The sequence below is a fragment of the Streptomyces solincola genome, assembly GCF_002982015.1.
In the GTDB taxonomy this organism is placed as follows: Bacteria; Actinomycetota; Actinomycetes; order Streptomycetales; family Streptomycetaceae; genus Streptomyces; species Streptomyces solincola.
Genome location: NZ_PVLV01000651.1, coordinates 1 through 7,374 on the forward strand (window position 1 = coordinate 1; position 7,374 = coordinate 7,374).

Below are 7,374 nucleotides of genomic sequence, written 5' to 3' on the forward strand. Positions count from 1 at the left end.
CCCGGCGACCGATGCCGCCCGGCCGGGCGGCATCGGTCGCCGGGACGCTGCGGGACCGGCCGGACGTGGATCCGGCCGAGGTGCTGGTGCGGGACGAGGTGGCGGCCAAGCTGGCCGGTGACCCGCTGGGCGCGGCCCCCCGCACGGCGCTGCGGGCCGCGGCGGCGGCCGCCGCGCTGCTGGCCGCGGTGGGGTACGCGGTGGGCGTGGTGGGCGCCGCGCGGGCCCGCCGCACCGAGCTGGCCGCGCTGCGGGCGCTGGGCGCGAGCCGCTGGACGCTGGCCCGGCACACGGCGCTCGACCAGGGCGTGCTGATCGGGGTGGCGGTGCTGACCGGTCTCGGGCTGGGCGCGGCGGTCACCCGGGCGGTGGTGCCGCTGCTGGTCCTGGACGACCGGGGTGCCGCACCGGTGCCTGCGGCGGTGGTCGCGCTGCCGGTGGCGGAAGCGCTGCTGCTCGCGGCCGCGGTGGCGGTGGCGCCGCTGGTCGCGGCGGTCGCGCTGACGGTGCGGCGGACCCGCACCGCCGAACTGCTGCGGCGCGGAGGCGAGACGACATGACGGCACGCGAACCGACAGCCGGCGGCACCGGCGGGTGGGTGGGTACGCGGTTGCGGGCCGCTCCGGCGGCGGCGCTCGCGCTCGGCGTGCTGGTGCTGCTGACGGCGTGCCTGGCGGCCGCGTTCCCCCGGGCGGTGGAGGGCAACGAGACGTCGGCGCTGCGCCGGGCGGTCGCCGGGGCCGACCCGGCGCGCACCGCGCTGGCGGTGACCGGCGGCGAGCCGGGGCTGAACGTGCCGGAGGACCAGCGCCGCCGCGCGCTGGGCCCCGAGGCGCTGGGGGCGGCGCACCGACGGGTGCTGGCGGCCGTGCCGGAGCCGCTGCGCGCGGACCCGCGCCAGTCGGCGTACGGGGTGCGCACCGGCACGCTGGTGGCGGCCCACGACACCTGGCTGCCGCGGCCGGACGGCGTGCCGCCGCAGATCGCGCTGGCCGCGCAGTCCGGGCTGGCAGGGCATTCGGAGGTCCGCGCCGGGAGGCTGCCGTCCGCGGCGGCCCGTGCGACGGCGGGCACCCTGCGCCTGGAGGCGGCCGTCACCGCCGACACCGCCGCGAGGATGCGGATCCGGGTCGGCTCGGTGGTGCACGCCGGCGGCAGCGGGGACCGGCCGGCGTACGCCGTGCGGATCACCGGTGTCGTCGCTCCCCGCGAGCCGGAGCGCGGCTACTGGTCGGCCGAGAAGCTGCTGCGCACGCCGGGCCTGGCCGTCACCGCGGGCGTCCCGCCGCAGTCGTTCTGGCGGGCCGCGCTGCTGCTGGACCCGGGTGCGGCGCCGGCCCTGCTGGGCACCGAGGGCCGCCCGCAGCCGTACTGGGCGGTGGCCCCCGACCCGGCCGGCTTCACCGCCGCACAGGTCCCCGCGCTGACCGGGCGGGTGGCGTGGCTGGAGAGCGGCCCGGGGCTGATCGCGCTGCGCGAGGCGACCGGGCCCAACACGGTGCTCACCACCGAGCTGGAAGCGGTGCTGGCCGAGCACCGCGGGGTGGCCGACGCGGTGTCGCCGCTGGTGGCGCTGGCCGGTGTGTCCACCGGGGTGGTGGCCGCGGTCGCGGTGGCGCTGACGGCCGGGCTGTTCGCCGGCCGCCGCCGCGCCGAGCTGGCGCTGCTGCGGGCCCGCGGCGGCTCCCTCGCCGGAATCGGGGCGAGGCTGCTGGCGGAGTCCGCCGCGGTCGCCGTGCCGGCCGCCGGCCTGGGCCTGTGCGCCGCGCTGTGGCTGGTGGACGGCGGGCGGACGGCCGCCTCCGTCGCGGCGGCCGCGGTGGTCGCCGCGCTGGGCTGCGCGGCGCTGCCGGTGTCGGCGCTGGTGTCGCTGCGCGGCGCCGGGACGCTCGCCGGCCGGGCGGACGCGGTGGCGGCCCGGCCGGGCCGCCGCCGGACCGTCGCCGAGGCGACGCTGCTGCTCCTGGCGGCCGGCGCGGTCCTCGGGCTGCGCAGGCGCGGTGCGCAGGACGGCGGCGACCTGCTGCTGAGCGCGGCCCCGGTGCTGGTGGGGCTGATCGCCGCGCTCGTCCTCGTGCGGCTGTATCCGCTGCCCCTGCGGTGGGCGGCCCGGCCGGCGGCCCGCTCCCGCGGTCTGCTGGGCTTCCTGGGCCTGGCCCGGGCCGGGCGGACCCGGCAGACCGGGGTGCTGCCGCTGCTGGTGCTGCTGGTGGCGCTGACCACCGCCGGGTTCGGCGGGTCGGTGCTCGCGTCGATCGCCGACGCCCGCGACCTTCTGGCGCTGCGGACCGTGGGCGCCGACGCCCGGGTGGCCGCCGAGGACCGCGCCGCCCCGCTGCCCGGCGCACTGGTGGCGCGAGCCGCGTCGCTGCCCGGGGTGCGGGCGGCGGCCGCGGTCCGGGTGGAGGAGTCGCTGACGCTGCCCGGCGACCACCGCCCCTCCCCCGCCCTGGTCACCGTCGACCCCGCCGCCTACGGGCGGTTCGCCGCCGACTCCGGCGGGGGCGGGTCGGCCGCGCTGACGGCGCACGGCCCGGTGCGGGACGGGGGCGCGATTCCGGCGATCGCCTCCGCGAAGACCGCCGAGGCCCTGGGGCGCGGCGAGCAGACCGTCGTCACGGGCTCCGGCCCGCTGCGGATCCGCGTCACCGCCGTGCACGCCCGCACCCCGGCCGTGCCGGACGGCGAGTTCCTCCTGGTCGACGCCGCGGCGGTGCGGCGGCAGGCCCCCGCCACCGCCGCCCGGACTCTGACGGCCCCCACGCTGCTGCTGGCCGCCGGCGACGACGACGGCCGCCTGCCCGGGGCGGCGCTGCGGGACGCGGTCCGCGCCGCCGATCCCGGGCTGCGGCTGACGCTGCGCTCCGAGGCGCGGGCCGCCTTCGCGGACGCGCCCCTCCAGCGGGGCGCCGAGCGGATCTTCGCCGCCGCCGTGGGGGCCGGCGCGGCGTACGCGGCGCTGACCCTGGTGGTCGCCGCCCTGCACGGCGCGCCCGAGCGGACCGCGCTGCTGGCCAGGCTGCGCACCATGGGGCTGACCCGGCGGCAGGCCCGGGCGCTGCTGCTGGTCGAATCGCTGCCGGTCGCGGTCCCGGCGGTGCTCGGCGGGCTGCTGGTGGGCTGGGCCGCGGTGGAGCTCCTCGCCCCCGGCCTGCCGCTGGAGCGCCTGGCGTTCGCCGCGGGCCGGACGGCGGCGCCGCCCGGCGCGGCGCCGCTGCGGGCGGACGGCTGGACGCTGCTGGCGGCCTCCGGCGGGGTGCTGCTGCTGACCGCGTTGGTCGCGCTCGTCCAGGCGTGGCGCGCGGCCCGGCGCGGCCCGGCCGCCGAGCTGCGCGCGGGCGAGCAGGGCGAGGGGTGAGGGCGCGGTGCACCGCGGCACACGGGCCGACGACGACGAACGGAAGGCGCCAGGGACGATGACGGACACCACGACCACGCTGACGGAGCTGGAGCGGCGGGCGGCGGCCCGCCGCGAGCAGCCGGCGTACGGGGCGGACGCGCTGGTCGTGTGCGACCGGCTGGTGCGGATCTTCACCGCCGACGGCGTGGAGGTGCAGGCGCTCCAGGGCCTCGACCTGCTGGTGCGCGCGGGCGAGCTGACCGCGCTGGTGGGCGCTTCCGGCAGCGGCAAGTCGACGCTGATGAACATCCTCGCCGGACTGGACGTGCCCACGGCCGGCGCGGCCCGGGTGGCCGGCCGCGACCTGCTCGCCATGGGCGCCCGGGAGCGGCTGCGCTACCGGCGGGACGTGGTGGGCTTCGTCTGGCAGCAGACCGCCCGCAACCTCCTGCCGTATCTGACGGCCGCCCAGAACACCGTGCTGCCGATGACGCTGCGCGGCGGGCGCGGCGGACGGGCCGGGGCGCGGCGGCGAGCTGAGCGGTGCCGGGACCTGCTGGCGATGCTGGGCGTGGACGACTGCCGGGACCGGCTGCCGCGCCAGATGTCCGGCGGCCAGCAGCAGCGGGTCGCCCTGGCGGTGGCGCTGGCCAACGGCCCGGCGCTGCTGCTGGCGGACGAGCCCACCGGGGAGCTGGACTCCGTCTCCGGGCAGCAGGTCTTCGCCGCGCTGCGCCGGGCCAACGAGGAGCTGGGCACCACCGTCATGATCGTCACGCATGACACGGCGGTGGCGTCCGAGGTGAGCCGTACGGTGGCCGTCCGCGACGGGCGGACCTCCTCCGAGGTGCGGCGCCGCACCGAGGTCGACGCCGAGGGCCAGGAGACCACCCGGGCCTACGAGTTCGTCACCCTGGACCGCGCCGGGCGGCTCCAGTTGCCCGCCGAGTACGCGGCGAGACTGGGGCTGGTGGACCGCGCCCTGCTGGAGCTGGCCGAGGACCACGTGAAGGTCCGCCCCGACCGCACGGCCTGACCCCACTGGCCTCGCCGCCTGGCCTCACGGCCGCCGCCGCGCCCCGCCGCGGCGGTCCTGCCCCGCTCGGCTCCTCAGCTCCCGCGCACCGACAGCGGCGGGAGCACGCCCCGGCGCACCAGGCGGCGGCGGACGGCCATGACGACCGCCGCCGCCGCGAGGATGACCACGCCGCCGACCCGCAGGATCAGGTCGTACGCCTCCTCCGGCGGCCGCTCGGGGGTCAGCGCGGTGAGGGCGGAGGCGGCCGCCGCGAGGGCGATCGCGCCGAGGGTGACCAGGAAGGTCAGCAGCACCCCGGACGCCTCGCCGGCCCGGGCCGGCGGCACCACCTGCTGGGTGGCCACGCTGGAGAACGTCCAGCCCAGGCCCAGGCCCAGGCCGCACCAGGCGAAGACCGGGACGTACAGCCACCACGCCTCGACCACGCTGAGGGCGAGCATGCCGGTGCCGGCCACCACGCCGGCCAGCGCCATCACGGCGGTGGGGCGGACCCGGGGCGAGAGCCAGCCGCCGAGCGGCCCGGTCAGCGCCACCAGCACGGCGGGGGCGAGGAAGACCACCCCGGCCGCCAGCGGCGAGAGCCCGCGCACGCCCTGGAGGTAGAGGGTGGCGAGGAAGACCGTCACGCCGTAGCCCATGTTGGCGATCGATCCCATGCCGGTGACCAGGACGTAGGGGACGTTGCGGAAGAGGCCGAGGTCGATCAGCGGGTGGCGGGCCCGGCGCTCGCGCAGCATGAACAGCGCGCCCGCGAGCACGGCGATCCCGAAGGCGACCAGGGTGCGCGGGTGGTCCCAGCCCCAGGCGCTGCCCCGCTCCACGGCCAACGTGAGCGCGGCCAGCCCGACCACGACCGTGAGGCAGCCCGGCAGGTCGAGCTGGCGGGGCGCGTCCGGGTCGCGGGAGTCGGGCACCTTGAGCAGCGCGATCAGCAGAGACAGCGCGCTGAGCGGCGCGACCAGCCAGAAGATCCAGCGCCAGCCGGGTCCCTCGGTGAGCCCGCCGCCGACGAACGGGCCGAGCGCGGTGCCGATGTTGGCGACGCCGAACACCGCGCCCAGCGCCCGTGCCCGGCCCGCCTCGGGGAAGACGTTGGTGATGACGGAGACGGAGACCGGGAAGACCAGTGCGGCTCCGATGCCCTGCACGATCCGGGCGGCCACCAGGGCGCCCAGGCCGGGCGCGAGGGCGCAGGCCACCGAGCCGGCGGTGAACAGCGCGGCCCCGGCGAGCAGGGTGCGCCGCCGTCCGAAGACGTCGCCGAGCCGGCCGCCGACGATGAAGAAGCAGCCGACGGCCAGCATGTAGGCGGAGAGCGTCCACTGGGCGGCGGCCGGGGTGACGGCCAGTTCCGCGGAGATGCCGGGGATGGCCAGGTTGAGCGCGAAGAAGTCGACCTGGATGCAGAACAGCGCCAGCGCCACCGCGGCGAACGCCCCGCGCCGGGCGGCCCGGTCGCCCGGCCCGGCCCCCGCGCCGGAGGCGGGCACGGCCGGGGCCGTGCCCCCTGCGTCCGGACCGGGGGCGGCGGGTCCCGCGGGCAGGGGCTCGGCGGAGGGAGATCCGGCGGAGGAAGGATCGGTGGGCATGGCTGCCTCCTGCGGACGGGCGGGGTCGGCGCCGGGGTGCGGCGTCCCGCGCCGCGCCCCGTCCCATGGTCTGTGCGGGGGGCGGCGCCCGCACCCGGTGGGGGCTCAGGGGTTGGCGGCGGCCGAGGCGGACGGCGAGCGGCCGCGGGGGTCGCCGTCCGCCCCGGGCGGGCGGTCGCGGCGGCGCAGCAGGCGGCCGAGCGGGCGGCGGCGCGGGCGCGGGCCGGGGCGCCGGCCGCTCCCGGCCCAGCGGGCGGCGAGCGGGCCCGCGATGACCAGGATGAGCACGTACGCGGTGGCCAGCGGCCCGATCCTGGGCTCGGTGGCGGCGGCGAGGCCCGCGATGACGACGGAGAACTCCCCCCGGGCCACCAGCGCCCCGCCGGTGCGGAGCCGGCCGCGCCGGCCGATGCCCGCACGCCGGGCCGCGTACCAGCCGGTGGCGATCTTCGTCATCGCGGTGGCGGCGGCCAGCAGCAGGGCGGGCAGCAGGACGGGCGGGATCGCGGTCGGGTCGGTGGACAGCCCGAAGAAGACGAAGAAGACGGCGGCGAAGAGGTCCCGCAGCGGGCTGAAGAGGCGGCGGACGCCCTCGGCGACCTCCCCGGACAGCGCGATGCCGACGAGGAACGCGCCGACCGCCGCGGAGACCTGGAGGCGCTGGGCGAGCCCGGCGACCAGCACCGTCGTGCCGAGTACGACGAGCAGCAGCATCTCGGGGTCGTCGGAGGAGACCGCGCGGCTGATCAGGCGGCCGTGGCGCAGCGCCACGTACAGCACCAGCCCGACCGTGCCGAGCGCGACGGCCAGCGCGACGCCGCCGCCGGCCAGGCCGACGCCGGCCACCAGCGCGGTGAGCAGCGGCAGGTAGAGCGCCATCGAGAGGTCCTCGATGACCAGCAGTCCGAGGATGACCGGTGTCTCGCGGTTGCCGAGCCGGCCGAGGTCGGTGAGGACCTTGGCGATGACCCCGGACGAGGAGATCCAGGTGACGCCGGCCAGGGCGACCGCGCCGACCGGCCCCCAGCCCAGCAGCAGCGCGGCGACGGCCCCGGGGGTGGCGTTGAGGACCAGGTCGACCAGGCCCGAGGGGTACTGCGTGCGCAGGCTGGTGACCAGGTCGGAGGCGCTGTACTCCAGGCCCAGCATGAGCAGCAGCAGGATGACGCCGATCTCGGCCCCGGCGGCGACGAAGCCCTCGCTGGCGTACAGCGGCATGAGGCCGCCGTGCCCGAAGGCGAGTCCGGCGAGCAGGTAGAGCGGGATCGGGGAGAGTCCGATCACGCCGGCGAGGCGGCCGACCAGGCCGAGGGCGAGGATGACGCCGCCCAGCTCGATCAGGAGCGCGGTGGTGCCGTGCACGTCAGCCACCCCCGCGGGCGGGGCGTACGGGGGCGGGCCGGGGC

Annotated in this window: 5 protein-coding genes; 3 read left to right on the forward strand and 2 right to left on the reverse strand. The window is 79.0% G+C overall.

The window, feature by feature from the left end; genetic code table 11:
- The 3 genes from C6N75_RS28780 to C6N75_RS28790 all read left to right on the forward strand — a co-directional run.
- A partial coding sequence (locus C6N75_RS28780) for an ABC transporter permease (RefSeq protein ID WP_146132709.1) occupies positions 1 to 560 on the forward strand: 560 nt, incomplete at its 5' end.
- Complete coding sequence (locus C6N75_RS28785) at positions 557 to 3,358, forward strand: ABC transporter permease (RefSeq protein ID WP_105871785.1); 2,802 nt, start codon at positions 557 to 559, stop codon at positions 3,356 to 3,358. The genes C6N75_RS28780 and C6N75_RS28785, both read left to right, overlap by 4 nt.
- Before the next feature lie 58 nt (positions 3,359 to 3,416).
- Positions 3,417 to 4,376, forward strand: coding sequence for an ABC transporter ATP-binding protein (locus C6N75_RS28790; RefSeq protein WP_105871786.1), 960 nt, complete (start codon positions 3,417 to 3,419; stop codon positions 4,374 to 4,376).
- A 74-nt stretch (positions 4,377 to 4,450) separates the two neighbouring features.
- Here C6N75_RS28790 and C6N75_RS28795 read toward each other — a convergent pair whose 3' ends face one another.
- Positions 4,451 to 5,968: an MFS transporter gene (locus C6N75_RS28795; RefSeq protein ID WP_105871787.1), complete on the reverse strand. Its 1,518-nt coding sequence runs from the start codon at positions 5,966 to 5,968 to the stop codon at positions 4,451 to 4,453.
- Between the two features lie 105 nt (positions 5,969 to 6,073).
- A complete protein-coding gene (locus tag C6N75_RS28800; protein WP_105871788.1) occupies positions 6,074 to 7,330 on the reverse strand; it encodes a cation:proton antiporter in 1,257 nt (418 codons plus the stop codon).
- Between the last annotated feature and the right edge of the window lie 44 nt (positions 7,331 to 7,374).

What these genes read in the sequence shown, in the direction of transcription:
- C6N75_RS28785 (WP_105871785.1), top strand. Translation starts at nt 557, where the DNA reads ATGACGGCACGCGAACCGACAGCCGGCGGCACCGGCGGGTGGGTGGGT.
- C6N75_RS28790 (WP_105871786.1), top strand. Translation starts at nt 3,417, where the DNA reads ATGACGGACACCACGACCACGCTGACGGAGCTGGAGCGGCGGGCGGCG.
- C6N75_RS28795 (WP_105871787.1), bottom strand. Translation starts at nt 5,968, where the DNA reads ATGCCCACCGATCCTTCCTCCGCCGGATCTCCCTCCGCCGAGCCCCTG.